This is a genomic window from Flavobacterium sp. WG21, assembly GCF_000335775.1.
Lineage (GTDB): Bacteria > Bacteroidota > Bacteroidia > Flavobacteriales > Flavobacteriaceae > Flavobacterium > Flavobacterium tructae.
The window spans coordinates 23,758-49,875 of the sequence record NZ_AMYW01000021.1; the positions used below are offsets into that span (position 1 = coordinate 23,758).

Annotated in this window: 26 protein-coding genes; 13 read left to right on the plus strand and 13 right to left on the minus strand. The window is 34.6% G+C overall.

The genetic code is table 11. From position 1 onward, the window contains the following. Positions 1-64: 64 nt before the first annotated feature. Positions 65-748 (minus strand): ComF family protein, encoded by a 684-nt coding sequence (locus tag C245_RS0114810; protein WP_026110079.1) that lies wholly within the window; start codon positions 746-748, stop codon positions 65-67. Between the two features lie 98 nt (positions 749-846). On the opposite strand from C245_RS0114810, the gene C245_RS0114815 reads away from it, so the two are divergent. The 5 genes from C245_RS0114815 to C245_RS0114840 all read left to right on the plus strand — a co-directional run bounded on the left by C245_RS0114815 (position 847) and on the right by C245_RS0114840 (position 6,720). Further along, on the plus strand, positions 847-2,388 hold the full coding sequence (locus C245_RS0114815) for a glycine--tRNA ligase (protein ID WP_017497392.1): 1,542 nt from the start codon (positions 847-849) through the stop codon (positions 2,386-2,388). A 260-nt stretch (positions 2,389-2,648) separates the two neighbouring features. Beyond that, positions 2,649-3,458 carry a LytTR family DNA-binding domain-containing protein gene (locus C245_RS0114820; RefSeq protein WP_017497393.1) on the plus strand — a complete coding sequence of 270 codons (810 nt, stop codon included), beginning with the start codon at positions 2,649-2,651 and terminating at the stop codon, positions 3,456-3,458. Between the two features lie 175 nt (positions 3,459-3,633). Beyond that, complete coding sequence (locus C245_RS0114825) at positions 3,634-3,879, plus strand: hypothetical protein (RefSeq protein ID WP_017497394.1); 246 nt, start codon at positions 3,634-3,636, stop codon at positions 3,877-3,879. A gap of 94 nt (positions 3,880-3,973) precedes the next feature. After that, positions 3,974-6,025, plus strand: a complete 2,052-nt coding sequence (locus C245_RS0114835) for an ATP-binding protein (RefSeq protein WP_017497395.1) — start codon at positions 3,974-3,976, stop codon at positions 6,023-6,025. Next, a complete protein-coding gene (locus C245_RS0114840; protein WP_017497396.1) occupies positions 6,022-6,720 on the plus strand; it encodes a response regulator transcription factor in 699 nt (232 codons plus the stop codon). Before C245_RS0114835 ends, C245_RS0114840 begins: the two co-directional genes overlap by 4 nt. Positions 6,721-6,781: 61 nt before the next feature. Here the strand turns inward: C245_RS0114840 and thiL are convergent, their stop codons facing one another. Further along, positions 6,782-7,828, minus strand: a complete 1,047-nt coding sequence (gene thiL, locus C245_RS0114845; RefSeq protein WP_017497397.1) for a thiamine-phosphate kinase — start codon at positions 7,826-7,828, stop codon at positions 6,782-6,784. Between the two features lie 394 nt (positions 7,829-8,222). Between thiL and C245_RS0114860 the strand changes: the two genes are divergently transcribed. Then, the gene (locus tag C245_RS0114860) at positions 8,223-8,702 is read left to right on the plus strand and encodes a DinB family protein (protein ID WP_017497400.1); all 480 of its coding nucleotides are present in this window, start codon (positions 8,223-8,225) and stop codon (positions 8,700-8,702) included. A gap of 50 nt (positions 8,703-8,752) precedes the next feature. Next, positions 8,753-9,253: a DinB family protein gene (locus C245_RS0114865; RefSeq protein ID WP_017497401.1), complete on the plus strand. Its 501-nt coding sequence runs from the start codon at positions 8,753-8,755 to the stop codon at positions 9,251-9,253. A gap of 44 nt (positions 9,254-9,297) precedes the next feature. On the opposite strand, the gene C245_RS0114870 is transcribed toward C245_RS0114865, so the two are convergent. The 8 genes from C245_RS0114870 to C245_RS0114915 form a co-directional block, all read right to left on the minus strand. Further along, positions 9,298-10,254: a YafY family protein gene (locus C245_RS0114870; protein WP_017497402.1), complete on the minus strand. Its 957-nt coding sequence runs from the start codon at positions 10,252-10,254 to the stop codon at positions 9,298-9,300. 678 nt (positions 10,255-10,932) lie between these two features. After that, positions 10,933-11,448 (minus strand): hypothetical protein, encoded by a 516-nt coding sequence (locus tag C245_RS0114885; RefSeq protein WP_157495877.1) that lies wholly within the window; start codon positions 11,446-11,448, stop codon positions 10,933-10,935. A gap of 365 nt (positions 11,449-11,813) precedes the next feature. Beyond that, positions 11,814-12,380 carry a hypothetical protein gene (locus C245_RS0114890; protein ID WP_017497406.1) on the minus strand — a complete coding sequence of 189 codons (567 nt, stop codon included), beginning with the start codon at positions 12,378-12,380 and terminating at the stop codon, positions 11,814-11,816. A 106-nt stretch (positions 12,381-12,486) separates the two neighbouring features. After that, positions 12,487-14,283: a translation elongation factor 4 gene (lepA, locus tag C245_RS0114895; RefSeq protein ID WP_017497407.1), complete on the minus strand. Its 1,797-nt coding sequence runs from the start codon at positions 14,281-14,283 to the stop codon at positions 12,487-12,489. Positions 14,284-14,545: 262 nt separating this feature from the next. Continuing rightward, positions 14,546-15,220 (minus strand): hypothetical protein, encoded by a 675-nt coding sequence (locus C245_RS0114900; RefSeq protein WP_198288054.1) that lies wholly within the window; start codon positions 15,218-15,220, stop codon positions 14,546-14,548. A 4-nt stretch (positions 15,221-15,224) separates the two neighbouring features. Next, positions 15,225-16,217: an alpha/beta fold hydrolase gene (locus C245_RS0114905; RefSeq protein WP_017497409.1), complete on the minus strand. Its 993-nt coding sequence runs from the start codon at positions 16,215-16,217 to the stop codon at positions 15,225-15,227. A 133-nt stretch (positions 16,218-16,350) separates the two neighbouring features. Beyond that, complete coding sequence (locus C245_RS0114910; RefSeq protein WP_017497410.1) at positions 16,351-17,451, minus strand: helix-turn-helix domain-containing protein; 1,101 nt, start codon at positions 17,449-17,451, stop codon at positions 16,351-16,353. 134 nt (positions 17,452-17,585) lie between these two features. Then, on the minus strand, positions 17,586-18,113 hold the full coding sequence (locus C245_RS0114915) for a CvpA family protein (RefSeq protein WP_017497411.1): 528 nt from the start codon (positions 18,111-18,113) through the stop codon (positions 17,586-17,588). 241 nt (positions 18,114-18,354) lie between these two features. Here C245_RS0114915 and C245_RS0114920 point away from each other — a divergent pair, with 241 nt between their 5' ends. The 4 genes from C245_RS0114920 to C245_RS0114935 all read left to right on the plus strand — a co-directional run bounded on the left by C245_RS0114920 (position 18,355) and on the right by C245_RS0114935 (position 20,903). Then, the gene (locus tag C245_RS0114920) at positions 18,355-18,711 is read left to right on the plus strand and encodes a hypothetical protein (protein WP_017497412.1); all 357 of its coding nucleotides are present in this window, start codon (positions 18,355-18,357) and stop codon (positions 18,709-18,711) included. A 146-nt stretch (positions 18,712-18,857) separates the two neighbouring features. Continuing rightward, positions 18,858-19,241 carry a hypothetical protein gene (locus tag C245_RS0114925; protein WP_017497413.1) on the plus strand — a complete coding sequence of 128 codons (384 nt, stop codon included), beginning with the start codon at positions 18,858-18,860 and terminating at the stop codon, positions 19,239-19,241. Between the two features lie 154 nt (positions 19,242-19,395). Continuing rightward, positions 19,396-20,415, plus strand: a complete 1,020-nt coding sequence (locus C245_RS0114930; protein ID WP_026110081.1) for a phenylalanine--tRNA ligase subunit alpha — start codon at positions 19,396-19,398, stop codon at positions 20,413-20,415. Positions 20,416-20,495: 80 nt separating this feature from the next. Then, positions 20,496-20,903: a hypothetical protein gene (locus tag C245_RS0114935; RefSeq protein ID WP_017497415.1), complete on the plus strand. Its 408-nt coding sequence runs from the start codon at positions 20,496-20,498 to the stop codon at positions 20,901-20,903. Between the two features lie 303 nt (positions 20,904-21,206). Here the strand turns inward: C245_RS0114935 and C245_RS0114940 are convergent, their stop codons facing one another. From C245_RS0114940 to C245_RS0114950, 3 genes are all read right to left on the minus strand, one after another. Next, positions 21,207-22,202, minus strand: a complete 996-nt coding sequence (locus tag C245_RS0114940; protein WP_017497416.1) for an NAD(P)H-dependent glycerol-3-phosphate dehydrogenase — start codon at positions 22,200-22,202, stop codon at positions 21,207-21,209. 327 nt (positions 22,203-22,529) lie between these two features. Continuing rightward, positions 22,530-23,687: an iron-containing alcohol dehydrogenase gene (locus C245_RS0114945; RefSeq protein WP_017497417.1), complete on the minus strand. Its 1,158-nt coding sequence runs from the start codon at positions 23,685-23,687 to the stop codon at positions 22,530-22,532. Between the two features lie 170 nt (positions 23,688-23,857). After that, positions 23,858-24,622 carry a type 1 glutamine amidotransferase domain-containing protein gene (locus C245_RS0114950; RefSeq protein WP_017497418.1) on the minus strand — a complete coding sequence of 255 codons (765 nt, stop codon included), beginning with the start codon at positions 24,620-24,622 and terminating at the stop codon, positions 23,858-23,860. 85 nt (positions 24,623-24,707) lie between these two features. Between C245_RS0114950 and C245_RS0114955 the strand changes: the two genes are divergently transcribed. Further along, positions 24,708-25,613, plus strand: a complete 906-nt coding sequence (locus C245_RS0114955) for a LysR family transcriptional regulator (protein WP_017497419.1) — start codon at positions 24,708-24,710, stop codon at positions 25,611-25,613. A gap of 67 nt (positions 25,614-25,680) precedes the next feature. Next, a complete protein-coding gene (locus C245_RS0114960; protein ID WP_026110082.1) occupies positions 25,681-26,037 on the plus strand; it encodes a PKD domain-containing protein in 357 nt (118 codons plus the stop codon). The last annotated feature ends 81 nt before the right edge of the window (positions 26,038-26,118 follow it).

The following is a 26,118-nucleotide window of genomic DNA, read 5'->3' on the forward strand; positions in this document are numbered from 1 at the left end:
TAAAATCCAAATTTCAATAACTGCTGTTGTTGGAATTTGGATTTTTTTTGATTGGAATTTTATCTTATGAATTTGCCATTGCCATACAGACAATGCTGATTTTGGCACCTGGAATTTTTTGTAAAGCTCTGGAGCAAGCCTCAAGTGTAGCGCCCGTAGTCAATACATCGTCAACGATTAAAAAATGTTTGTTGTGATTTTCATTCGAAAATTTGGCGTCAAAGATGTTTTCGATGTTTTCAGACCTTCCTAAAAGATTTTTTTTAGATTGGGTTTTTGAATATTTTTTTCGGTACAATAAGCCCGGATCAAAAGGAATTTCCAGGTTTTTAGATAAAGTGGTGCCAAAAGTAGTAACCTGATTGTAGCCTCGTTTTTTTAGTTTTTTAGGATGCAATGGTACCGGAATGATTACATCAAAAGGAATTTTTAAACTTAATTCTTTTAAATCTTCGGCATACCAATTACCCAGAAAAGTCCCGATTTCTTCATGACCTTTGTATTTGAGATTATGGATCAGTTCCTGAACAATTCCTTTTTTGTTGAAATGTAAAAATGCCGATGCATGCTGGATGTCGATTCTTCCATAAAATTTCTTCACAGCCTCGTTTTTTGGGTTCAAATGATATTGAGTAAGAGGTAATTCGTGGCGACAACGAGTGCACAAAATAGTTTCACCACTAAGTAAAAGGGTGTGACATCCGACACAAACTTTAGGGAAAAAGAGGTTGATGAGATAATTAAACACAAATAGAAAGAATTTAGTTACAAAAATAACCAAATCATTGTTTCAAACTTTATTATTTTTCTTTTTTTTAAAAGTACTTTTTATATTTTTGCATCACTATGGCAAAACAAGAAGATTTATTTAAGAATGTGGTTTCGCACGCAAAAGAGTACGGATTTATTTTTCCGTCAAGCGAAGTATACGATGGATTAAGTGCAGTGTATGATTATGCACAAAATGGCGTCGAGTTAAAAAAGAATATTCGTGAATATTGGTGGAAATCAATGGTTCAGATGAATGAGAATATTGTCGGCTTAGATGCTGCAATATTAATGCACCCGACAACCTGGAAAGCTTCAGGCCACGTTGATGCATTTAATGACCCATTAATTGACAATAAAGATTCAAAGAAAAGATACAGAGCCGATGTTTTGGTAGAAGATTATGCAGAAAAACTTAATCTGAAAGCTAAAAAAGAAATTGAAAAAGCGAGTGCTCGTTTTGGAGATGCTTTTAATGAGCAGGAATTTGTTACGACAAATGCCCGTGTAATTGAATATCTGGCTAAAGAAAAAGAAATTAGAGAGCGTTTAGGACGTTCTTTAGGAAATGGAGATTTAGAAGACGTAAAAGCACTAATCGAAGAATTAGAAATTGCTGATCCTGAAACAGGTTCCAGAAATTGGACGGATGTGAAACAGTTCAATTTAATGTTCGGAACGAAGTTAGGAGCTTCTGCAGAGTCTGCAATGGATTTATATTTGCGTCCCGAAACGGCTCAGGGTATTTTTGTAAATTTCCTTAACGTACAAAAATCGGGTCGTATGAAAGTTCCTTTTGGAATTGCTCAAACGGGTAAAGCGTTTAGAAATGAAATTGTAGCAAGACAGTTTATTTTCCGTATGCGTGAATTTGAACAAATGGAAATGCAGTTTTTTGTACGTCCGGGTGAAGAAATGAAATGGTACGAACACTGGAAAACTACTCGTTTAAATTGGCATCTGTCTTTAGGCTTAGGAGAGCAAAACTATCGTTTTCATGATCATGAAAAGTTAGCACACTATGCTAATGCTGCTGCAGATATCGAGTTTAATTTCCCATTCGGATTTAAAGAATTAGAGGGAATTCACTCTCGTACAGATTTTGATTTAAAAGCGCACGAAGAATATTCAGGTAGAAAATTGCAATATTTTGATCCTGAGTTGAATGAAAACTATGTGCCATATGTAGTTGAAACTTCTGTAGGTTTAGATCGTATGTTCCTGGCTGTTTTTGCAACTTCATTGCAAGAAGAAGTTTTAGAAGACGGATCAACAAGAACCGTATTGAAATTACCGGCTGTTTTAGCTCCAACAAAAGCTGCGGTATTGCCATTAATTAAAAGAGATGGTTTACCAGAGATTTCTAAAAAAATCATCGAAGATTTAAAATGGGATTTCAATGTAGCATATGATGAAAAAGATGCAGTAGGTCGTCGATACAGAAGGCAGGATGCACTTGGAACACCATTTTGTATTACTGTAGATCATCAAACGATCGAAGACGAAACCGTAACTATTCGTCACAGAGATACAATGAAACAAGATCGCGTTAAAATCTCTGAATTAAAAGACATAATCGAGAACGAGGTTTCAATGAAAAACTGGTTGATGAAAATGTAATATTTATGACATTTATATATAAAAGCCCAAATTCCTTTAAGGAGTTTGGGTTTTTTTAATACCAAAAAGTGTATTTTGGCGATTATTTTTGCATTTCATCCTTTTGTGTTAACATTTGTTTGTAATATATCAACAATGAAATAGCAGAATAATTGAAATTTGTATTTTTAATTGCGAATAAATGGCGAAACAGGAGCCTTTCAAAAGGATCGATGAAATAAAGTTTGTCGGGGGTTCATGAAAAATCAATAAAAATAAGATTGAAAAAGTATTCGTATATTATTATTGACGATGATGTGGAAAGTATTTTGAAAACCAGAACAATTGCAGAAGGTTTTTCAGAACTTACTTTTGCGGGTTCGGCTGCGAATTATCAATCGGGATTGAATTTGGTTTTAGAGCATCGACCAAACCTTGTTTTGTTAGAAATAGATCCGAAAGACGGATCGAGTAATTTGTCACTTGCTTTTATAAATGAACTTCATCGGTTCTTGTCGCTTATTCCTAAGATCATCATCACAACAACAAAAAAAGAGCTTGCTTTTGAGGCGATTCAGCACGGTGTTTTTGATTATATCTTAAAACCTGTTCTACGGATCGACTTGATGAAGACTATTCTGAAACTCGAAAAAGCATTTCCTACAGCTGATTCTGATGCTGTTGAGGAAGACAGTACACCATTGAGTGAATTGTTTGCTGAACCGGCAAAAAGTGCTGAGCAGCCCCTTGTATTATGTGTGAAATCCTATGGAGATTATCGCTACATCAATTCCAATGATATTAGTTACTTTCAGGCAGATAATAATTCGACCGATATTTATTTGAATTCAGGTGAGATGATAACTGCTTTTAAAACCTTAAAGCATTTTGAAGGCGTACTGTCGCATCCTTTCATTAGGATTCATAACAGTTACATCATCAATCAAAATTATATTGCAAGAATCCATAACGGGAACTCGACTTGTTATATCAGGAATTCCTCTAAAAAGATTCCCTTTTCAAAAACATATAAATCAAATGTTGACTTAATTATTGCTGATTTCGCTATAGGAAATTATTTAGAAGTGTAAAAATTATACAACTACATTGATTTGCCCCTCATTGACTATCAATTGGGTACGATCTACCATAAACCTTTTTTTTCCTGTTATTTTTTTTAAATGTGTTCTTAGTTTTACACCATGATTCGCGCATAGCGATGATTTTTAAAACTAAAAAAAACAAACATTTAATACCCCTCAGATCATGAAAAAGACAGCTTTAAAAATCGTATTATTTTCTACAGTAATGATAGCAACTTCGTTTGCAACTCCACAAAGAATTTCTCCATCAGATTCAATCGCTAAATTCTCTACGAATACTATTGATGACCAGTTTACAGGTCGTGGAAAAAGAAAACAGGATAACGTAAATACACTACATAATTTAAACCAATCTGAAGGATTTCGTCAGGACAGACAATCTGTAAGTGTTGTTAAGAAAATAGATTAAGTTAGTGCTTAATAAAATTGAAAGGCTGTCAAATTCTGACAGCCTTTTTTTATGTCTTTAGTTTTAGTATTTTTGGTAAAATTCAAAAAAGACATTGAAAAAAACTTTCTCTATATTACTTTTTTTATCTCTTATTCTATTGGGATGCACCGGCAAAACTCATTTAGATGAAGAAGAATCTACTCGAATTGATAGTCTCCCTACGTTTTTATCTCTGGCGAATGATGTTGATTTAGCGTATGATCTGAAACAAAAGTATAATAAGAAAGCATTTGCAATAATCATAAAGCAAAAAGACGATTCTGTCAATAAAGTCAATTTGTTTAAAATAGCCAATCGTTATTATAATATGAGCGATTGGAAATCCTACCTTCAAACGACCGAACTAATTCTGAAGAGATCAAAAGAGACTAAGGATTCTGCCAATATTGCCAAAGCTTATACTTACTTAGGCGACTATTATGTTTCAAAATCGGTTTCTGACAGTGCCTTTATGAATTTTTATCATGCCGAAAAATTATATTTAGCGATTAATGATCACTATAATCTGGCTAAAACTTATTTAAGTAAAGCTAGTCTGCAATACAACGAAGGAGATTTTTTTGAAAGCGAAATTGCCGTTTTTAAAGCATTACGCAGTTTAAAAGGTCAGAAGAATGCTAACGATCAGTTTTATGAATGTTATAACTTATTAGGGATTTTATACAATGATAAAGAAGAATATGGTAAGGCATTAAGTTTTCATAATAAGGCATTACTAAATCTTAATGATAAATCTATTCCCCTGGAGCTTCAGTTAAAAGCTGCATCATTAAATAATATTGGTTTTGTTTACATCAATATGCGTAATTATGAGGATGCCAAAAGATTTTTTGAAAAAGGTCTGAAAGAGGAAAATTTATTTAAAGAAAATACCATTTTATACGCAATGCTACTGGATAATCTGGCATACTCTAAATTTAAATTAGAAGAGTTAGATGGTCTTTCGGATGATTTCTTCAGATCACTGAAAATAAGGGATAGTCTAGGATTAAAATCAGCGATTGTGTCCAGCAAGATTCATTTGTCTGAATATTATGCCTTTAAAAAGGATACTTTTAAAGCAATTCAGTTCTCCAGGCAGGCTTTGCTTTTATCCCGATCTACCAATAAACTCAATAATACGCTCCAGGTATTGAAACAAATTGCAATTGTTGATCCGAAAAATGCCTCAGCTTACTCTAAGGAATATATTAAGTTGAATGATAAAATGTTGAGAGCTGAACGTAATATGGGGGAAAAATTCTCCAGAATCGAATATGAAACCAATGAAATAAAAGATCAGAACTCCAGTTTGCAGGAGAAAAACAAAACCTTAATATACATCTTTAGTATCTGTACGCTGATAGGCTTGTTTTTCTATGTGTATAAAACACAACAGGCAAGAAACAGAGAGCTGCTTTTTAAACAACAGCAGCAGGTTGCTAATGAAGATATCTATAATTTGATGATATCGCAGCAAAATGATATTGAGCAGACTCGTATTAAAGAAAAGAAAAAAGTTGCGCAGGATTTGCATGACGGGGTGTTGGGCAGAATGTTTGGTGTGAGGATCAGTCTTGATAGTTTAGATAAAGTAGATGAGGCTGAAGCAGCTCCCAAAAGAAAAAAATACCTGACAGAACTTAAGCATATTGAAGAAGATATTCGTGAGATTTCGCATGATTTAAACCGCGAGAAATCAGAATTAATTAATAATTTTATTGCGATTTTAAACAAATTGTTCGAGGATCAGAGAAACACCTATGATTCCGCGTTAATCACTTCTTTTGATTCTAATATTAAATGGGAACTGGTTACAAATGCAGTAAAAATTAATTTATACAGAATTGTTCAGGAAGCCCTTCAGAATTGTAATAAGTATGCGAAGGCAAATATAATTTCGATAGATTTTAAAAGTGAGATAAACCATTTGATTTTGTCAATTTCTGATGACGGAATCGGGTTTAATACCAAAACAACAAGAAAAGGTATCGGTTTGCATAATATTCAATACAGAGCGACAGAATGTAAAGGTTTTGTTTTCTTAAAATCGGCCAAAGGAGAAGGAACTCTTCTGATAGTCAAAATCCCAATAGATCAAAAAATAAACCTACAGCATACATGACAATTGACCCCAACCCCCAGGCTTCTCAATTAATTAGAAAAAACATTTTAATTGTTGACGATCATCCCTTTATTATTGAAGGATATAAGAATGCGATAACACGTTATAATCCTAATAAGTATGAGTTTTTTATTTTGCAGGCCCACGACTGTAAATCAGGGTATGATTTAATCGAAGATGCTCAGACTCCTGAATTTGATGTTGCTTTTTTAGATATCAGCATGCCTCCATACGAAGAAAAGAATATTTTTTCGGGTGAAGATCTGGCGAAATTACTTCTGAAGAAAATGCCAAAATGCAAAATAATTCTGTTAACAATGTATACTGAATTACTGAAAATTAAAACAATCATCAGAACCATTAGCCCCAATGGTTTAATTATCAAAAATGATCTCACTTTTGATGAATTGCTTTTTGCATTTGATAAAGTAATGAAAAGTGATAAATATTACAGTCAGTCCGTTCAAAAGATACTCAATCAATCTGCTCATAATTCTATTGAAATTGATGAGTTTGACAAGCAAATTTTATTTCATTTGTCCAAAGGAACTTCTTTAGCCGATATGCCACAATACATTCCAATTTCTGTTAATGAAATCGAAAAACGCAAAGCGGGTCTTAAAGAACTGCTTAAAGTGAGAAGCGGTTTTGATGAGGACCTGGTTAAAGAAGCGAAATGTAAAGGGCTTTTTTGAGTTTTCAGTCGCAGTTTTCAGTTCTTAGTCAGTATTTTACTGAAAACTGCGACTGAAAAAACTACTCCGTCAGAGCATCCCAGCCACGGGCCTTTAAAGCAATTTTTGTATTGGCACGTGTTACCAGATGAACTCCTTCGCTTTCATCAGCCATGTGGCCAATAATCGAGAAGTTAGGGTTGCCTTTTATCTTATCAAAATCATTAATGTCGATGGTAAACAGCAATTCATAATCTTCACCACCATTTATAGCCACTGTTGTACTATCGATATTGAATTCTTCACAGGTCGAGATAAACTGAGGGTCCAGAGGAAGCTTGTCCTCATATAAATTACAACCCACCTTCGATTGTTTGCAGAGGTGCATGATTTCAGAAGATAATCCGTCTGAAATATCAATCATCGCTGTTGGTTTAATTTCAAGTGCATGCAATAAGGTACGAACATCTTTTCGGGCCTCTGGTTTTAACTGGCGCTCGATCAAATAACTGTACATATCCAGATCCGGCTGGCTGTTAGGATTCACCTGAAAAACCTGTTTTTCACGCTCCAATACCTGCAATCCCATATAAGCAGCTCCAATATCTCCGGTAACAACAAGTAAGTCGGTTTTTTGAGCACCATTTCGATAAACAATTTCTTCTTCGTTAGCTTCACCAATTGCGGTGATGCTAATAATTAGTCCTTTTTGCGATGAGGTAGTATCGCCGCCAATAACATCTACTTTGTACTCTTTTGCAGCATGCGTAATACCTTCAAATAATTCTTCTAGGGCTTCTAGTGGGAAACGGTTAGAAACTGCCACAGAAACCGTTATTTGTGTTGGTTTTGCATTCATCGCACAAATGTCGGACAGGTTAACAACAACCGATTTGTAACCTAAATGTTTTAAAGGCATATACGCCAGATCAAAATGCACTCCCTCAATTAATAAATCGGTAGAGACCACTACTTTTTTGTCCTTAAAATCAAGAACAGCAGCATCATCGCCTATACTTTTCAGGGTAGATTCCTGAGTGACATCAAAATTTTTGGTTAAATGGTCAATTAGGCCAAACTCGCCTAATTGTGCTATACTGGTACGTTGCGGATTTTTATCTTCGATCATTTTCTTTTAAGTTCCAAAGTTTGTAAGGGGCAAAGGTACAAAGGTTTTGTTTAATTTTTTGGATTGTCGTCTGCATTACTTTTTCATTATGAAGAGCTTTACCGGAAAAATCGATTCCGTTTATTTTCGATAGGATTCTTTCCTTCTTAAAATTAGATAAATTCAAAAGGGAAGAAACTACTTTATCTGTGTTTTTACTGAGCAAATTTGTTGTTTTGTTATTTAGTATTTGTTTATCAGTGTTTTACGGTGTGAAATCTGGACGAAATGTAATAAATTTGTGTGTTTTGCTATTGGAAAAGAAAAAAATTTAAAATTTTATTTTCCTGCTGACAAACTGTTGTCACCGACCCTCAATACTTTTGAAGTATCAAATAATTAAAACTTTAAAACTATGAAAACATTAGCAGCCCAAGTAATTACCCCTGAAGATTTATTGATTCACTGGCAAGGACACCGTAAACTTACACGTAACCTTATTGAAAAATTTCCGGAGAAAGATTTTTTCGAATTTTCAATCGGAGGAATGCGAACTTTCGCTCAGTTGACTGACGAACTTTTGGCTATCGCGGCTCCTGCATTAAAAGGAATCGTAAATAAAGAAATCAAACCTTACACCGAAGCATCTGAAAAATTGATCTTTAAAGCGCAGTATCTGGAAAAATGGGATGAAGCTACAGCAGAAATTAACGAATATTGGAAACAATTGTCGATCGAAGATTTTAGTGAGACCTTTAATCTGTTTGGGCAATACGAATTTCCTATAATTCAGAATGTATTGTATTTTATTGATAACGAAGTGCATCACCGCGGACAAGGTTATGTGTATTTAAGAGCTTTAAATATCGAGCCTCCTTTTTTCTGGGAAAGATAATTGTAACCGGAAGTATTTAATAAATTTTATTCAAATTTAAATCGAACAGTATGAGTTTTAAAAAAATTATGACCAATTATGCCGCTTATAATTTGTGGGTAAATCAGCAATTTGTGAATTGGCTTTCGGCAAAAACCGATGAATTGCTGCATAAAGAAGTTCTTTCAAGCTATCCAAGCATTATTAAAACGCTAAATCATATTTGGGAAACCGAAGAATATTGGTTTTCAATAATAGCCGAAATTCCACAGCCGGAAAGAAGGGAAGCTGTTGATTTAAATAAGGATGAAATATTTGAAGGTTTATTGGATACCTCCACAAAATTAGCGGCATTTATCACATCATTATCAGACGAACAGTTATTGAAAACAATCAAAATTGAAAATCCATGGTTTCAGTGCGAACAGCCTGTAAGCGATTACTTGCTGCAGGTGGTGAATCACGGAACGTACCACCGAGGACAGATTGTAACCATTGGAAGAAATGTTGGTATTACTGATGCTTCTAATACCGATTATAATTTTTACAATGTGGTAAAAGAGAAACACTAGATTTGAAAAACGCCTAAAGATGAACTTCATCTTTAGGCGTTTTTTTATAATAGTCTTTTACGGTTGACTTCCAGTAATTCCAGTGTTTTGGCCTTGAGTATTTCAGGTTCCAGAATCGTAGCGTAATCTCCATACATCAGAAACCATCGCGGAAATGAGTTTTCGATATCTCGTGACATAAAAGTCATTTCTATTTTTCCGTCTACTTCTTTTTCTGAAATGAATCCGTGGTACTTTTTTTCGGTACCCAGATAACGGGCGATTTTCTTGTCAATTAAAATTCGGACTTTTGTTGTTGGACAAGTTTCTGTTTTCTTGATATAAGTTTCTAAAGCATCGTGTTCGATCGTAAAATCAGCATCTGTTTTTCGAATACCCTGAATTCTGTCTGCTCTAAACTGACGATAATCTTGTCGTAAATGGCAGTATCCTAAAAAATACCAATTGTTATTATCGTGAAAAACCCCCACAGGTTCTATATTTCTTTGCGTAGCCGTATCGGTTTCGTAGGTTTTGTACGAAAGTAAAAGCTGTTTTTTCTCTGCAATACCTTCAAACAGAAGTGCCAAAGTATTTGGTGAGTTATCATTAAACATCGGTTCGGCAGTGTTCATTATAACCCGCGATTCGATATTGGAGAGCCAGTCTTTATCGGTACTTTTTAAAACAGATTTTAGTTTATACATGGCCGATGCATAATGTGCTCCGAGAGAGGGATCGGTAAATTTTTGCATGAGTTTTTCGGCAGCAATAAAACTGCTTACTTCTTCGCGTGTAAACATAACGGGAGGCAATCTGTAACCATCCATCAAAGCATAACCAACTCCGGCCTCACTGTAAATGGGAACCCCGGAAGCTTCCAGCGTTCGAATGTCTCGATAGATTGTTCGTAGACTACAATCAAAACGATCGGCCAATTCCTGAGCTTTTACAATTTTTTTGGATTGTAATTGGATGAGGATGGCAATAATTCGGTCAAATCGTTTTGGAGTTTCGTCCATTTTTTCTAGGTTCAAAGGTTCAGAGGTTCAAAGTTACAAAGGTTTGATGTTTAAAGAAATAAAAAGCTGTTCCAAATTGAGACAGATTGCTTTTGTTTTGGCGTCTGCAATATAATGTTCTCATAAGGTTATAGTTGAAATATAAAATAATAGTTTGGTGGTCTTAAAAAGGTATTTTGCTGCGCTGGAGCAGTTTGAGATAGAAACAGTAATAGTTTTTTTGAGAAAGATTTTAATTGATATAAAACAAAGGGGCTGACTCATTTTTGAGTCAGCCCCTTTGTCTATTCAGATAATTGACATCCGTTTGCTCTGTTGGAGCAAAATATTTATAGATAATAAAAATCAGCAGGGGGAAAAGCTCCAGAGGAGCGGTATATTTTTCCACCTTCTACAGCATAATATCTATTTTTAAAGAGTAATTCAAAAATTATAGATTTTTAGCAACATCATCCCAGTCTAAAAGTCTTTCTGGATTTGCTTTGGCTTTTGTTATTCTGTCTAAAACTATTTTCTGATGCTCAACCGGAATTTCCATACTATCATTTCAAATAGCATCATTGATTTTCAGCCTGTCTTTTGGAGATAGTTGTTTTACTGCCTCAATCAATTGGTTAACACTTAGGTTGATATTTAATTTTATAGTTTCCATAATAGCAAAGTTTGTGAAAAAATGATTTAAGCTTTAAATTTTCTAAAGGATTGAATCATTTCATAGATTCCAAAAGCAATGAAGATTTTTCCAAAGATAAAAATTAACCAACTCCAGCCATTATCTAAATATGTTCTATCATTTTCTAATGGGTTGAAAAAGTCTGTAACAAGAAAAAATCTAAAAGCTCCAACAAAATACTCATTTGTCTTCTCAAAGTTAAACGTTCCTGAATTTTCAATTCGATATAAAATTGAAAACCAAAATAAACCAGATAATAAGGTAAAACCTAACGACCAAAACCAATTTCCAAAATTTGAAGACCATTTTGTCGCCCAAAGAATTGATGTGTCTTTGAAGTTTTTTGAAAATTTTAATTCTTTGTAATGGGCAGCAAGTTCATAATTTCTGTAAGTATTAAAGTCAATTTTATTTTCTGTTTTTTGCAATTCTTGTTTTATTGCTCGTAAGGTTCTTTTCCATTCTAAAATTTTAGATTTATCTTTTAAGTATGATTTGTCAAGAACTTTGTTTATTATCATTTCGTCGAAATATGCACCTCCACCGAATTTCACCTCAAATAATTTTAAAGTATTAAATTCGGCATCTGTAAATGAAGATGATTTTGTAAAGGTACATCTGTCAATTTCTAGTAAATCTATCTCAGAGTTGTTAAACAATGAAAAACCTTTAAACTCACAGGCATTAAATTTTATGTGTGAGTTAGATATATTTTTACAATTTTCAAACCAAATAGTGCTTAAAAAATCACATTGTTTAAAATCACATCTGCCATTAAAAATTGAATTTGAAAAACTTACCTTATGAAAGGTATTATTAGAAAAGCAATTATTTTTATAAGCTGGATGTGATTTTAAGTTAAATTTGAAATTATTGTTTTTAAAAGTTATTGGTTCATTAAAACAATTTGAACCAAAATAAATATTTGAAAGTGTAGAATGCTCAAAAACAAAATACCCATTTTTTTTATTTTGTCTCCAAATATATTTTTGACAAACTTAAATATTCCTTCCACGTGATTAATGTTTTCAAATGAGATGGCTTCCTTAATTTCTGTGTTAGTTATTTGAAAGTCAGTATTTAATTCTGATTTGTTGTTGATGTCATTTGAAAATTCAAAATGATTAAATTGAGATATGCCGTTGTCTAATAATCCTTTTTTTATTTTTAGAGATTTTAGAGTTTTAGTATTGTTAAATAGTAATTGATTAAAACTACAGTTTGAGAAAGTTAGATTACAATTGAAATTACAATTTTTGAACTCTAAAATTAATTGGCTATCCTTTATGTTGTTAAAATTTAATTGGTCACAATTAATAGTGCAATTTTCAAATGTGACCCACCCAGATTTAATTTGCTGAATATTGAGCGATTGTCCTGATAAATCAAATAATTGTCCTTCAAAAATGTCCTCTCTTGCTAATTTGCTATAAAAATCTAAAGTGTTAATCATATTGGAATATTTTCTCTTTCAAATCTAAACAAAAAAACCTGACAATTTTCATCATCAGGTTTTCTCTATATTCTTTGTTCTTTATTCTATTTTCTAAAATAAAAATCTAGTCGTTCAATTTCAAAACAGCCATAAACGCCTCTTGTGGAATCTCAACGTTTCCTACCTGACGCATACGTTTCTTACCTTTTTTCTGTTTTTCAAGAAGTTTACGCTTACGAGAGATATCCCCACCATAACATTTTGCGGTAACGTCTTTACGAAGTGCTTTGATGGTTTCACGAGCGATAATTTTAGCACCAATCGCTGCCTGAATCGGAATGTCGAATTGTTGTCTTGGGATCAATTCACGCAATTTCTCGGTCATTTTTTTACCGATGTTGTAAGCGTTGTCTTCGTGAATCAAAGCAGAAAGTGCGTCAACCGTTTGAGCGTTCAAAAGAACATCCAGTTTTACCAGTTTTGAAGTTCTCATTCCAATAGGAGAGTAGTCAAAAGAAGCATACCCTTTAGAAACTGTTTTTAAACGATCGTAAAAATCGAATACAATTTCGGCCAATGGCATGTCAAAATTCAGCTCAACACGTTCTGTTGTCAAATACGTTTGATTGGTAATCTGACCACGTTTTTCGATACACAAACTCATTACGTTTCCAACGAAATCGGCTTTTGTAATGATGGTTGCTTTTATAAAAGGTTCTTCAACTCTGTCTAGTTTTGAAGGTTCAGGTAAATCTGACGGATTGTTTACAACTAATGGTGTTTCAGGATGTTTTTTGGTATACGCCAAATACGAAACGTTAGGTACAGTAGTGATAACCGTCATATCGAACTCACGCTCTAAACGCTCCTGTATAATTTCCATGTGAAGCATTCCTAAGAATCCGCAACGGAAACCAAAGCCTAAAGCAGCAGAACTTTCGGGAGCAAAAACTAATGAAGCATCGTTCAATTGTAACTTCTCCATAGAAGAACGTAAATCTTCATAATCTTCTGTGTCTACAGGGTAAATTCCGGCGAAAACCATTGGTTTTACATCCTCGAAACCTGTAATCATATTCGTAGTTGGCACTTTTGCGTCGGTAATGGTGTCACCCACTTTTACTTCGCGTGCTTCTTTAATTCCTGAAATCAAATAACCAACATCTCCTGCAGAAACCACAGTTTTAGGAACCTGATTTAATTTTAAAGTTCCAATTTCATCAGCAAAATATTCATTGTCCGTAGCCATGAATTTAATTTTTTGCCCTTTTTTGATTTCTCCGTTTACTACTCTAAAGATAACTTCAATTCCACGGAACGGGTTGTAAACCGAGTCAAAAATCAATGCCTGTAATGGTTCGTCAGGATTTCCTTTTGGAGCTGGAATTTTTTCGATAATGGCTGCTAAAATATTCTCAACACCAAAACCGGTTTTTCCCGAAGCATGAATAATATCTTCTAATTTACATCCTAATAAATCAATAATATCGTCGCTAACCTCTTCAGGATTGGCACTAGGTAAATCTACCTTGTTCAAAACCGGAATAATCTCAAGATCATTCTCTAAAGCCAAATATAAGTTAGAAATAGTTTGTGCCTGGATACTTTGAGCTGCATCAACAATCAAAAGAGCACCTTCGCAGGCTGCAATAGATCGTGAAACTTCATATGAAAAGTCGACGTGACCGGGAGTGTCAATTAAGTTTAAGATATATTCTTCTCCTTTGTAAGTGTATTCCATTTGAATGGCATGACTCTTAATGGTAATTCCACGCTCACGTTCCAGATCCATGTTGTCAAGCAATTGTGCTTTTTCTTCACGAGCTGTAACGGTTTGTGTAGCGCCCAATAAGCGGTCTGCCAGTGTACTTTTACCGTGGTCAATGTGTGCAATAATGCAAAAGTTACGTATCTTCTTCATTTTAATATGTCAATTCTCTAAACGAGTTTAAGTAATTTCCGGGTCTAAATCTGCACTGTAGCGATTGCCTTAGAGCATGTTAATAAACCGCAAAGATAGCGCAAAGTTTTGGATTCTGGAATGTTGATCTTCGATAGTTGAATACGGAATTTTAAAATAGTTTTTAAAACGTTAAAATACGCTGTGATTTTCTTTAAAAAGAGAGGAGAAATAAAACCCGACAGGTTTCAAAAATCTGTCGGGTTTAGTGTAATTAACTAAATCATTCTAACTTTAAATTATAACCCAGTTGAAAGTATAGTGGAATCAGTGGTTCTGTTTTAAAATCTTGCGTAATTACTTTTCCCAGTCGTAAAGTAAGGTCACTTCGGCGAAAGGAATATCCGGCTTGTATGCCATAGTTGAAGTTGCCTCCGGTTGACGGTTCATACCAACCATTTTTTACATCGGGGTAGATTTCTTTATAAATTGCCGAATTTTTAAAATGAGTAGCAATCGCTTTGTCAAAACCAAATTCTCCAGCGGCAAACCATTTTGGTTTGTAATAGCCAATAATCGCAGTTGCATCGGCGCCAAAGTTTTGTAAGGTGACTAACGGATTTTCGTATCGGCGATAAATTCCGTGAATGGCGGCATTAAAACGGAAATGATTTATTTGGTGAAGATTAATTTGTCCGCCAATTTTACTTTTAAAATCATCCAATACTGTTTCGCCTGATGGTAAGGAAAAAGATGCTTCGACTACAATTGGCAGTTTGGTTTTGAGATGGTAACCGTAAGCAAGTCCGTAGACAAAACTATGTTCCCAGCCGGCATTTATATTTAGAATGTGTTTTTGATTCTCTTTAAGATTTTCCCAGTTTAAGGTTTGAGAGTAGGTTTTGCCTATGAAAATAGAGAAGATAAAGATGCTGATTAATAATATTGTTTTCATCATGGGATTATTTTAGATCGTTTAAATAGTTTAGTACAAAAGGATGCACATCTTCCCATTTGAAGTAGATCATCTCGTGTCCGGTACCTTTTACTTTGGCTATGCTGGTATTAGGAAAAAAGGCAGCTTCTTTTTGGGCGAAGGATAAACCATAGGACTGATTTAATTCGCCATACAAAAACAGGACTTTCGTTTTGTACTGACTTAGATTTGTAGTAAAATCAAAACCTTCATTTTCGGCAATGTCGGCTAAACTTTCTAAAACGGTTGTTCCGATTCGCCAAAATGGGGATGGTCCTGAAATACCTTCCTTGTTGCCTTTCGCATAAGAGAAACCCGAAGAAACTCCCAGTTTATAGTCAAGAATTTCGTGCTGGTTTTCTTTTCCTGTTAAAAATTGATCGATATACAATAAATTGCTGGTGGCCTCAGAGAATAATTTTATTTTACGGCTCATTTCTCCGTAATCGTCTAATAATTTTTTGTTTAAACCTCCCGGTTCTGCCAAAATAACCCCATTGATGGCCATTGGGTATTGGTTGACATAAGCCGCGGCGAGCATAGCGCCCCAGGAATGTCCGAAAAGAAATATCTTTTGAGTGGGTGTTTTACGGTAATATTTTATGACTTCAGAGAGATCGTCGATCATCAATTGAATGGAGTACATATTTTTGTCATGTCTTTTGGATAATCCGGAGCCTCTTTGATCGTAGAAGATCACATAATAGCCTTCGTCGGCGAGTTGTTTTACATTCAGACCATTTCTGTAATCGGATCCGGGACCACCATGCAGGAAAACGAGCATTGGGTTGTTGGGATTTCCGAAAGCCTCGGAGTGCAGCTGCGTTCCGTTTACAAAAATAGAAGCGATAGAGGCATCCTGATCGACAGTTTTGGGAACTAAATTTCCAAGCCCCTGAATGTCATTTTCATTTTCGCATCCAATAAAAAAGAAAATTGAAACAGCGATTACGGCTGAGTAAAGTACTTTGGTTTTCATTGCATAAATTGGTTTAAATTTCTGCAAAGATGCGCTGTGGTGCTATGCTGGTCGCCCCAACTTGTAAGGTGGTTCCAGTTTATAATTCAAAAACCCGACAGGTTTTTAAAATCTGTCGGGTTTAAGATGAAAGTTATTTTAAATATTCAGAAGGAGAAAAGCCGGTTGCTTTTTTGAAGTTTCGGTTGAAAGCTGTTTTCGAATTAAAGCCACATTCTAATGCGACAGACAGGAAGGTGAATTTTTGATTTTCAGGTAAAAGAATGGTTCTTTTAAATTCTTCAACACGTTGAAAATTGATGTAATCGTAAAAGTTTTTCTGTTCTGCCGAGTTGATGACCTGCGAAAGTGTATTGGGATGAACGCTTATCCTTTGGGCCAGCTCGGTTAAAGTTAAATCGGCATTTTTGTAGAGTTTTTCATCTTTCATGAGTTGCGTCAGTCTTTGATGGATAACCATAAGTTCTGAAGAAGTAAGTCCTGATTTCTCATATTTAATTTTTTCAGATGTATTTTCGGTGTCAACGCTTTCAAATGTTAAAGTCTTAGAATGATTATTTTCGGAAAGCGGCTGGTTGGTGAAAATTCCAACTTGTTTGACGCCAAAATATCCAATAAAGATCAAATAGAAAACGACAACCGAAAAAATATACTGATCGTCAGAAAAAATGATCACGAGCCAGATGATACCGGATCCAATAATTAGATATCGCAGCCAGGTCAGGTTGATTCGTTCGGTATGCGAAAATTGATTGTTGATGTTCTTGCGATGTTTTATGAGTTTTTGCAAGGAAAGTAAAGGATAAATAATTCCCGAAAATACGATTGCAGCATACAAAATAGATATTAGGGTTTCGTAGCCTTTGCCTTTGTTTTTAAAAACGGCTGCTTTTTCTTCGAAAGACAAATTATAAAACGGAATCAGTACCAGAATGGCAGCTAGAAAAGGAATAAAATGTAAAAGATTAAACTTTTTATAGCGATTTTGGTTCGTTAAAGCTGAAGTGTATAAAAATAAAAAGGGTCCCTGAACTAAAGGCATTGGGAGTTCTAAACCCAGTAAAAAGGGGAAGTCGCTATAGTCATTTTTGTAATGAAGATAGAACAGGAATAAATGAAAGCCGGTAAAAAACAGCCAGAGTGCCAAAATCTTGTCGGCCTCGGTTTTGTTCCTTTTGCTTGCCAGTACAACAACCAGAAAGAAGGTGATTATAATGCCGGTTAAATACAACATACAGGTCTGGGGTATAAATTAAATCGGTTGTTAAAATATCGACCAAGATAATTTATTTTACTCAATTGTCTGCCGTTGAGGTGTTTTGCAAAGATTAATTTTTTTATAACCTGTTAGGCTTAGTAGTGAGGTTGTTATTCCTCTTTAGAAGTTTCAGTATGATGGTCTTTAAATTCCCCGTACCATTTTTCGACAGAAGGATAAACAAAAGCGGCTACCTTTTTAATCGGATTGTAAAAAATAGAATGATCTAAGGTTTCTTTTTTAGCAAAAGTATTATTGAAATTGATTTTCTCAAAAAGAGCGATAAAAATACTGATGATCAAAATGGTTTTTAAGATTCTGAAAAAGCCTCCGCCCAGTTTATTGGGTAATCCCAAAAAGGCAAAATCGGCAATTCCGGTAAGGATTTTAGCTAAGAAGTAAATACCAATTACCACTAAAATAAAAGTGAGAATAAAAGCAGTGATTTGTATTGTATTAGGATTCCAGGAAACATGCTTCATGATCAATTCTTTCATAAAAGAAGAGAATTTAATCGCAATATAAATTCCCAACAATAAAGAAATGAAAGAAGCAACTTCTACAAAAAGTCCGTTTTTAATTCCTTTATATAAACTAAAAGCTAAAAGAGCGGCTACAATTATATCAAAAAAAATCATATTTTGGTGTGTTTAAAAAAGCGCAAAGATATACTTTTTTAGGTTCGGAGGTTCAGAGTGGCAAAGCTTCAGCCGTTTTTTGGAGCTCTCTTTTTCTGTGTGTTTAATTTTTTTAGGTGCAATGTATTGAACTGTGTATCTTTGCAACTCAAAATTTAGAGTTAAGATTGTAATTCTGTCCCCTTCAGAATTGAATTTTTCAACAATCTAAGATCTAAAATCAACAATCTAAAATCATACAATGTCCAGAGATACACAACTAAAAGAGCGATGGGAAAAACTCGTCGATATACTGTCTAATCAATTTTCGCAAGGCGAAGACTTAGATTTAGATGCCATAATTTATTTAATCGGAGTTCAGGAACTCGGGAAAGTACATCGTGAATTCAAAAAAGATGAAAAATTAAACCTGATGCATATCGCCATTTGTCGATTATTGGAACCTTACGGGTTTTATGAATTTGACTTTTTTGATGCCGACGGATGGCCACATTATAAAGTAAAAGAAGAATTACCGCCACTGAAAGCGGGCGAACAATCGGTTTTGATGAAAGAAGCCATTGTGAATTATTTTTTAGAAAGAGAACTTATTAAATAGGTTTTAGTTTTCAGTCGCAGTTTTCAGTTTTAATTAAACTGCGACGTAGTCTCTAAACTGCGAAAGAAATGTGTAGATATGCAATGACAACCTATAAACCTCATTATGCCTGCTTTAATTGTCGAAAGACATTTAAAAGAAGATTGATGAGCGATATAAAAGAAGGAGAAAAATCCGATTTTGAAGCCAAATGTCCTCAATGCGGCGAGCTGATGGCAGACATGGGACTGGATTTTGAATCGCCCAAAAAGGATGATTTAAAGAAATGGGAACATATTAAGAGTTTGTATTCTGTTGGCATTACCTTTCATTCCTGTGGTTGCGGCGGGCCTGGTTATATTCCTAATTCAAAAGAAAAATTAATAGAGTATTTTGAAAAGATGAAAAAAACGTATCTGAAAGAGATGGACTTTTGGCGCAGCAAAATTGGACCTGAAGGCCAAAAGGAAATTGCTATCAATCAGGAACGGTTAGATTATTGGCATGAAAGTGTTAAAGAAGTAGATGAAAAACTAAGCCAGATAAAATAATTTAAAACTCCTTCGAAACAGACAATTTTACAGATTTAACGAGTTGTATTATTGCTTTAAGATTCTGTTTTGTAGTTGTAAAGGAAACTTTGGATATTAAACTTTAAACTTAAAACAAAATACTTAAATTTGTATTCTCAAGAACTGAATGAAAATGATAGACAAGATAAAAGAACATATAGAGGAAGCAAAAGCCTTTAATGATAAAAATAAAGAATCTTTAGAGCAATTCCGTATTAAGTATTTAGGGAGCAAAGGTTTGTTGAAAGAGCTTTTTACAGAGTTCAAAAACATTCCAAACGACCAGAAAAAAGATTTTGGACAGGTAATAAATACTTTAAAATCGGTTGCCGAAGAAAAAGTAAGAGTTATTCAGGAAGAGCTGGAAAGCAAACAAGAAGTAAAAGGAGTTTTTGGCGATTTAACTCGTGCGGCCGAACCGGTAATTATTGGTTCACGTCACCCGATTTCAATTGTTAAAAATCAGATTATTGATATTTTTGCGAACATTGGTTTCAATGTTTCTGAAGGTCCGGAAATCGAAGACGACTGGCATAATTTCACCGCTTTGAACTTACCGGAATACCATCCGGCGCGTGATATGCAGGATACTTTTTTCATTCAGACTAATCCTGATGTGTTGTTGCGTACGCATACATCATCTGTTCAGGTACGTTATATGGAAAATCATAAACCGCCAATTCGTACTATTTCTCCGGGACGTGTGTTTCGTAACGAAGCGATTTCGTCTCGTTCACACTGTATTTTCCATCAGGTAGAAGGTTTGTATATTGACAAAGAGGTATCGTTTGCCGACTTAAAACAGACTTTGCTTTATTTCACTAAAGAAATGTTCGGAAAATCGAAGATTCGTTTGCGTCCGTCGTATTTCCCATTTACAGAACCAAGTGCCGAAATTGATATTTATTGGGGGCTAAAAACCGAAACTGATTATCGTATTACCAAAGGTACTGGGTGGCTGGAAATTGGTGGTTGCGGAATGGTAGATCCAAATGTTTTGAAAAATTGTGACATCAATCCTGATGAATACAACGGTTTTGCTTTCGGAATGGGAGTAGAGCGTATTGCTATGTTACTGTATCAAATTGGTGATATTCGTATGTTTTACGAAAATGATGTTCGTTTCTTAGAACAGTTCAAGGCCAATATTTAAAAATAAAGTTATTAGTAAATAGTGATTAGTGAGAAGCCTTCTTTCTAATCACTATTTACATTTTATAAATTACTAAGATTATGAAAAAAGATATAACAATTCCCGAAGTAGAAAACGTATTTGTTGCAGCAGTACAGGAATGGAGCGACGACTTTATGGAAAAAGTATGGTACGCTTACCTGGTAAACGACAGTGATTTTAACCTGGACAGCGTGATGGTAGTTTCAAAAGCATTTGGAACGATCGATGGCGAGATGAAAAAAACGTCTGTTTTACGTCATGCCTTTGTAGAAGTTCCTGCAGTTTCGGTTGTGAAAATCGAAATGGTTGAAAAGAGCTTACTGGTACTGAACAACGAGTTTATGGTAACGTTCTTCATTGGAAATACATTGTACGACAAGAAATTTACTTTTAAAGCAAACCTGATAAACGAAAACGATACGGAGGAAGTGCCTATTTTATTTGTTGAAGGAGTTATGGTGAAGTAGGTAGAGCGGAGTGCAGATTTGTAGAAGCAAGAAGCTAGAGCAAAGAGGCAAGAAGCTAGAGTCAAGATTATAGAATATAGATTATAGATTATAGAATATAGATTATAGAGTAAAGACTATAGAAGCTAGAAGCGAGAGTTTAGATTTCTTTATATTAAAATAAAAAAGAGTCAAGATGAATTTTAATTTTGTCCTGACTCTTTTTTTATCTGTCAAAAACAAGCTCACAATCTTATAATCTTGCTTCTTTGCTCTTGTCTCTATATTCTATTCTCTATAATCTCACTTCTCTAGAAAAAAAAACTAATCCAAAGATTCCGTTAATTTTTTGAAAACCGATTTTGCATCTTTTCCTTCGTATAAAACAGCGTAAACGGCATCGATAATTGGCGTTTTTGCACCATAGCCCTGATTTAGCTTATAAGCACTTTTAGTGGCATAATAACCTTCGGCGACCATACTCATCTCCATCATCGCACTTTTTACCGTATAGCCTTTACCAATCATGTTTCCGAACATTCTGTTTCTCGAGAACACAGAGTAACCTGTAACCAATAAATCGCCTAAATAAGCGGAGTCATTGATGTTGCGTTTCATCTTATGAACTTTTCGGATGAATTTCTTCATCTCGCGAATTCCGTTACTCATCATAACCGATTGAAAGTTATCTCCATAACCTAATCCGTGAGCAATTCCGGCTGCAATAGCATAAATGTTTTTAAGCATTGCTGCATATTCAGTACCAATAATATCATCTGAGATTTTGGCTTTGATATAATTTCCGGACAAATGTTTTGCTACGATTGAAGCTTTTTCCGGATCCCCGCAGGCAATTGTTAAATAGGAAAGTCTTTCTAATGCTACTTCTTCAGCATGACAAGGACCAGTAATTACACCGATATTGTAGTAGGGAATGTCGTATTGAATGTGAAAATGTTCTCCAACAATCAAACTTGTTTCAGGAACGATTCCTTTAATAGCAGAAAAGATTATTTTATCAGACAATGAAACCGTTAAGTTTTTCAATTCACCGTCTAAAAAAGCAGAAGGAATTGCAAAAATCACATAATCTGCATAGGCAACTGCTTCATTAATATTATTAGTCAGTTTAAGTTTTGCCGTATCAAATTCAACCGAACTTAAGTAATTCGGATTGTGTTTGTATTTCTGAATGTGTTCGATAGCAGCGTCATTACGCATGTACCAGGCAATTTCTGAAAGATTTACACATAACATCTTTGCAATTGCCGTTGCCCAGCTTCCTCCTCCAATTACTGCAAATTTTAAATTTTCACTCATTATTTTAATAATTTAAAGCAAAAGTACTTAATAATGTAGTAATAATACAAAATCTCATTTAAGAAATTTGGAAAGCCTCTTTAAATACAATGGTTTCCAGAGGATTTAAATTGGAATAGAAAATATTTTAACGATTATACAATAAAATGGCAATCCGTACGTTGTAACTATTTATAAATTAGAATTTAATGAGTTTAGCAAGAATTGAGTTAGTTAATTTTGTTTTAGTATTGTAAAAAGGCGTTCCCATAAAATGAGAACGCCTTTTTTGTAAAATTCCAAATGAGCTTAAAACTGGAATTTGTTTTTTTATTTGGAATTTAGCTATTAGTAGCTCATTTCAACAATCGATTTTACTTTGTCTAAAGTAATTAGTTGTTTTTCACCCAAACCTTTCCAGCCTCTTTCATTAAATCGGTTTACAATAAAATCAGCCGTTTTGCTATAATCGTCTGTGTATTGCGAAAGTTTGGTATCCATTCCCATAGTATGGAAAAATGCTACAGTTTGATTGATTGCTTCTTTTGCCACTTCATCGTCAGAACCTGTTAAGTTGAAAATTCTTCTGCCGTATTGGGCAAGTTTTTCTTTTTTGGTCTCAAACATGGTTTGGTATAAACTAGGTCCGATAATAGCCAAAGTTCTGGCATGATCAATTCCATATAAAGCAGTTAATTCATGACCAATCATATGTGTAGCCCAGTCCGAAGGAACTCCTTTTTGAATCAATCCGTTTAAAGCCATGGTACAGCTCCACATAAAATTAGAAGCCAAAGCATAATCGGTAGGATTTTCAACCACTTTAGGACCAACTTCAATTAACGTCTGTAAAATTCCTTCGGCAATACGGTCTTGTAAATAACCTTCGTGCGGATAAGTCAGGTATTGCTCCATCACGTGTGTATAAGCATCTACGACTCCATTTTGTAATTGTCTTTTTGGTAAAGATGCAATTACGGTTGGATCGCAAATTGAAAATTTAGGGAAAAGAGCACTTCCGCCAAAAGCCAGTTTTTCTTGAGTTGCTTCGATGGTAACAACCGCCCCCGAATTCATTTCGCTTCCTGTTGCAGGTAAAGTCAAAACAGTTCCGAAAGGCATAGCGTTTTCTTTAATAAGTAATCGTTTTTGCAAAATGTCAATCGGATTTCCGTCGAAATTTACGGCCGCTGAAATGAATTTCACACCATCAATTACAGAACCACCGCCAACAGCTAAGATAAAGTCAATTTTTTCAGTCTTAATAACAGCAACCGCTTTCATCAACGTTTCGTAATGCGGATTGGGTTCGATTCCGCCAAATTCTACAATATCAAAACCTTTTAAGTTTTGAATCACCTGTTCGTGAATTCCGTTTTTAAAAATACTTCCGCCGCCATAAGCCAGTAAGATTTTGGCATCTTTAGGAATTAAAGTCGAAAGTTTTTCAATTTGTCCTTTTCCGAAAATTAAATTCGTCGGATTGTATAATTCAAAGTTTAGCATTTTTTTTTAGAGTTTCTAAGATGCTGAGGAGCTAAGGTTCTAAGTTTTTTTTAGATTCTTAAAATCTCAATGTCTCAGCATCTTTCATTATAGTAATTGTTTTATTTTAATGTTTCTAAGTCCTGTTGCTTAGAATCTCAGAATCTTAGTGTCTTAGCACCTCAGTACCTTTATTTCTTCAATTGCTGTAATAATTTTCCAGCCACTAATTTAGACGAAGCAGGGTTTTGCCCCGTAATTAAAAGGCCATCTTCTACAGCATACGGTTGCCAGTTGGCTGCTTTTGAAAAGGTAGCGCCATTTTTTGTCAAAGCATCTTCTAATAAGAACGGCACTACTTTAGTTAACCCCACCGCTTCTTCTTCGGCATTTGTGAAACCGGTTACTTTTTTGCCTTTTACTAAAAATTCGCCTTTAACTTTTACGTTTTTTAAAACTGCCGGAGCATGACAAACAAAAGCTACAGGTTTTTTATGAGTATAGAAGGATTCAATTAAAGCAATGGAACTTTTATCTTCTACCAAATCCCAAAGCGGACCATGGCCTCCAGGGTAAAACACAGCATCGTAATCTTTTTGGTTAATAGTCGAAAGTTTATGCGTGTGTTTTAACTTCTCTTGCAAAGTTTTATCAGCGTCAAAACGTTTGGTGTCTTCAGTAGCTGATGCCGGATCGGCACTTTTAGGATCAATTGGAGGCTGACCTCCCAGTGGAGAAGCAATTGTAATCTCGACGCCCTGATCTAACAATTCGTAATAAGGTGCAGCAAATTCTTCTGACCAAAATCCGGTTTTCTCTCCGGTATTTCCCAGTTTATCATTGCTGGTCACAACAAATAGTACTTTTTTGGTACCTTTTTTTGTTGCTTTTTGCGCTATAGCTGAAGTACTAAAAGCACTAAAGGCTATAATCGTAAGTAAGGTTATCTTTTTCATAAGTTTAAATTTTGATCAAATTTACGGCTAAAGTGATATCAGTAAAAATAAAATAAACTATGTTTGTTATAAATATATTTATGTCATGGTGAATCTGGAGTGGTACAGAACCTTTAAGGCTGTATATAAAAACGGGAATTTTTCTATCGCTGCAAAAGAGTTATTTATGAGTCAGCCTGCGGTGAGCCAGCAAATCTCTATGCTGGAAGCACATGTTGGAAATAAATTGTTCAATCGAAAGTCAAAAGGCGTAGAACCAACGGAATACGCTAAGTTACTGAATAATTTAATTATAGATGCGCTGGATCGGCTTGAAAATGTTGAAAGCAGCTTTCGGGCAAAAGCAGAAGATGCCAATCGGCTAATTTCTGTTGGGATCTCCAAAAATCTTTTTAATTGTATTGGAAACCTGTTGATTGCTAAGTTTGATTTAATCGATTTTACTTTTGCAGAAAACGATGTTCTTTTCGAGTTGATAGATGCTAAAAAGCTTGACTTCGCAATTACGACAAAAAGATTTGACACCTTTGATACGGTCTACGAAATTGTGGGGAAAATTAAGCTCATCATGGTGGCACCAGTACGTTTGGATGGTACAGAATTTCGGCAGAAATTAAAATCAGATAATTATACGGAAGTAGAGCAATGGCTCAATGAACAAAAATGGTACAGTCACGATGCCAGAATTCCACATATAAAACTATTTTGGCTACACGCTTTTAATAAAAAAAGGCCATCAATGGTTCCGAACTATATTATTCCGTCTGAATCTGAAATGTTAAGAATGTTAGCGGACAATGAAGGAGTAGCGATAACCTGGAACTGCAATGCACGAAAATATATTAAAGAGAATAAATTACAATTGTTATGGAATAGTTTTCATGTACCGGAAGAGTATGTGTATCTATTAACAGCTAAAAACAATAATTTGAATTCGTTTTTTGAAATTATCTCCAAAGAGTTAAAATTGTTTTTTGGTAACCGATTATGACAGAAATCATTGTTTTCTGTATTTTTTAAGAATAATTTTGGGAGATAAATTCTTTATATTTTTAAAAATGAAAAAGATCGTATCAATTTTAATGCTTGCCCTGGTATTTTATACGGCTAATTCTTGTAGCAAACATGACGACGAGGTGATTATAGATTGTCTGGGAGAAGCAATTTTTGTAAAACTACATAATTCTACCGATGCTACTAATCCGAAATTAATGAACTATTCTGTTGGATATAGCGGAACCGGAACTTTGGTGGGTGTAAAGTGGACATTTGGTGACGGTACAACCGGAACCGGAACTAGTACTACGCATATTTACCCGGCAGCAGGAACTTATGAAGTTAGTGCAGAGGTTACTGTCGCAAAAAATGGTGCAGATTGTACTTCTATTCCAAAAAGAACCGTAACGATAAACTAGGCAGACCGAAAGAAATAGAATATTGATGAGAGTCAATTTTATAATTTATTGCTGATGTGATAGATTATAAAATTGACTCTC

What these genes read in the sequence shown, in the direction of transcription:
- C245_RS0114960 (WP_026110082.1), top strand. Translation starts at nt 25,681, where the DNA reads ATGAAAAAGATCGTATCAATTTTAATGCTTGCCCTGGTATTTTATACG.
- C245_RS0114925 (WP_017497413.1), top strand. Translation starts at nt 18,858, where the DNA reads ATGAGCGATATAAAAGAAGGAGAAAAATCCGATTTTGAAGCCAAATGT.
- C245_RS0114865 (WP_017497401.1), top strand. Translation starts at nt 8,753, where the DNA reads ATGAGTTTTAAAAAAATTATGACCAATTATGCCGCTTATAATTTGTGG.
- C245_RS0114940 (WP_017497416.1), bottom strand. Translation starts at nt 22,202, where the DNA reads ATGAGTGAAAATTTAAAATTTGCAGTAATTGGAGGAGGAAGCTGGGCA.
- C245_RS0114860 (WP_017497400.1), top strand. Translation starts at nt 8,223, where the DNA reads ATGAAAACATTAGCAGCCCAAGTAATTACCCCTGAAGATTTATTGATT.
- C245_RS0114905 (WP_017497409.1), bottom strand. Translation starts at nt 16,217, where the DNA reads ATGAAAACCAAAGTACTTTACTCAGCCGTAATCGCTGTTTCAATTTTC.
- C245_RS0114910 (WP_017497410.1), bottom strand. Translation starts at nt 17,451, where the DNA reads ATGTTGTATTTAACCGGCATTATAATCACCTTCTTTCTGGTTGTTGTA.
- C245_RS0114945 (WP_017497417.1), bottom strand. Translation starts at nt 23,687, where the DNA reads ATGCTAAACTTTGAATTATACAATCCGACGAATTTAATTTTCGGAAAA.
- C245_RS0114935 (WP_017497415.1), top strand. Translation starts at nt 20,496, where the DNA reads ATGAAAAAAGATATAACAATTCCCGAAGTAGAAAACGTATTTGTTGCA.
- C245_RS0114915 (WP_017497411.1), bottom strand. Translation starts at nt 18,113, where the DNA reads ATGATTTTTTTTGATATAATTGTAGCCGCTCTTTTAGCTTTTAGTTTA.
- C245_RS0114920 (WP_017497412.1), top strand. Translation starts at nt 18,355, where the DNA reads ATGTCCAGAGATACACAACTAAAAGAGCGATGGGAAAAACTCGTCGAT.
- C245_RS0114825 (WP_017497394.1), top strand. Translation starts at nt 3,634, where the DNA reads ATGAAAAAGACAGCTTTAAAAATCGTATTATTTTCTACAGTAATGATA.
- thiL (WP_017497397.1), bottom strand. Translation starts at nt 7,828, where the DNA reads ATGATCGAAGATAAAAATCCGCAACGTACCAGTATAGCACAATTAGGC.
- C245_RS0114930 (WP_026110081.1), top strand. Translation starts at nt 19,396, where the DNA reads ATGATAGACAAGATAAAAGAACATATAGAGGAAGCAAAAGCCTTTAAT.
- C245_RS0114890 (WP_017497406.1), bottom strand. Translation starts at nt 12,380, where the DNA reads ATGATTAACACTTTAGATTTTTATAGCAAATTAGCAAGAGAGGACATT.
- C245_RS0114955 (WP_017497419.1), top strand. Translation starts at nt 24,708, where the DNA reads ATGGTGAATCTGGAGTGGTACAGAACCTTTAAGGCTGTATATAAAAAC.
- C245_RS0114870 (WP_017497402.1), bottom strand. Translation starts at nt 10,254, where the DNA reads ATGGACGAAACTCCAAAACGATTTGACCGAATTATTGCCATCCTCATC.
- C245_RS0114815 (WP_017497392.1), top strand. Translation starts at nt 847, where the DNA reads ATGGCAAAACAAGAAGATTTATTTAAGAATGTGGTTTCGCACGCAAAA.
- lepA (WP_017497407.1), bottom strand. Translation starts at nt 14,283, where the DNA reads ATGAAGAAGATACGTAACTTTTGCATTATTGCACACATTGACCACGGT.
- C245_RS0114840 (WP_017497396.1), top strand. Translation starts at nt 6,022, where the DNA reads ATGACAATTGACCCCAACCCCCAGGCTTCTCAATTAATTAGAAAAAAC.
- C245_RS0114950 (WP_017497418.1), bottom strand. Translation starts at nt 24,622, where the DNA reads ATGAAAAAGATAACCTTACTTACGATTATAGCCTTTAGTGCTTTTAGT.
- C245_RS0114885 (WP_157495877.1), bottom strand. Translation starts at nt 11,448, where the DNA reads ATGATAATAAACAAAGTTCTTGACAAATCATACTTAAAAGATAAATCT.
- C245_RS0114900 (WP_198288054.1), bottom strand. Translation starts at nt 15,220, where the DNA reads ATGATGAAAACAATATTATTAATCAGCATCTTTATCTTCTCTATTTTC.